Consider the following 997-nt stretch of genomic DNA (forward strand, 5'->3'; position numbering starts at 1 on the left):
GCTTGGTAAGCTTTTTCTGTTTGCGAAAGTTGTTCTTTTTTTAACGCAAGCTGTTTTTTTAAGAGCTCAATAATTTCCCCCTTTTTTAATAGATTAATAAGCTCCAGATATTCTGCTGATGGAGCAGGTTGTGTCGGTGGAGCAGGTTGTGTCGGTGGAGCAGGTTGTGGCGGTGGAGCAGGTTGTGGCGGTGGAGCAGGTTGTGTCGGTGGAGCAGGTTGTGGCGGTGGAGCAGGTTGTGGCGGTGAAGCAGGTTGTGGCGGTGAAGCAGGTTGTGGCGGTGAAGCAGGTTGTGGCGGTGAAGCAGGTTGCGACTTTTTAGGTGATTTTGGCTTTCTGTTAACTTGAGGTTTATTAGGATGTCTAATTTTAACATTTGTATTGGTTGTTGAAACTGTCGAACCAGAATATATCCGATATGTTCGACCGTCTTCTGTTCGGTGGATTTGTACTGCATTTCTATCATACACATGTCCGCTATCTGCATGTGCCAAATTCATCATTGCCAAAAGGGTAACCATTCCTGTTATAATAAGAATCTTTCTCATATACTTGCTCGCTTGATTTCGGCGGGGATTGTTTTATTAATAGGCACACGGTTCCTATCATTGGGCTGTTTTAGCTTTGGTGCTAATGCACAAGCTGATAAAATATTTGCAATCAAAATTATAAGAATGATCGACTTCATTTTAATATGACTCTTTTTACTGTTATATACATCATGATATTTATTATCATTATTATAACTTTGACACTAAAGTAAAGTGTATAGTTTACGATAATTGATCTTTTCTTAATTTCATTTTTTAATTTATGAAAATAGTCCAATTTCAGTGCGAATACTTTTTACTTTTGGATTGGATATCCTCGTTATTTTGTCCTATGGATATTAGGGGGGGCTGTTACGAGAAGCATTGCTCTTTATCTCCTCTAGTTTCTATGTCTCCATAGATGTCCAAATGTAATTCCTTTTGCGAGAGAATTGGCAACGCTTGAT

Annotated in this window: 1 protein-coding gene and 1 pseudogene; both read right to left on the reverse strand. The window is 39.1% G+C overall.

The features are described 5' to 3' along the window. A pseudogene (locus ACFIKO_RS09315) lies at nucleotides 1-548 on the reverse strand (hypothetical protein); the annotation flags it as partial. Beyond that, a complete protein-coding gene (locus tag ACFIKO_RS09320; protein ID WP_375673890.1) occupies nucleotides 545-688 on the reverse strand; it encodes a TrwH protein in 144 nt (47 codons plus the stop codon). The pseudogene ACFIKO_RS09315 and the gene ACFIKO_RS09320, both read right to left, overlap by 4 nt. Between the last annotated feature and the right edge of the window lie 309 nt (nucleotides 689-997).

It is taken from the genome of Bartonella sp. TS82HLJMH (assembly GCF_042193495.1).
GTDB classification, from domain to species: Bacteria; Pseudomonadota; Alphaproteobacteria; order Rhizobiales; family Rhizobiaceae; genus Bartonella; species Bartonella grahamii.

Excerpts from the sequence above, each read along its gene's own strand:
- ACFIKO_RS09320 (WP_375673890.1), bottom strand. The coding sequence starts at position 688 with ATGAAGTCGATCATTCTTATAATTTTGATTGCAAATATTTTATCAGCT.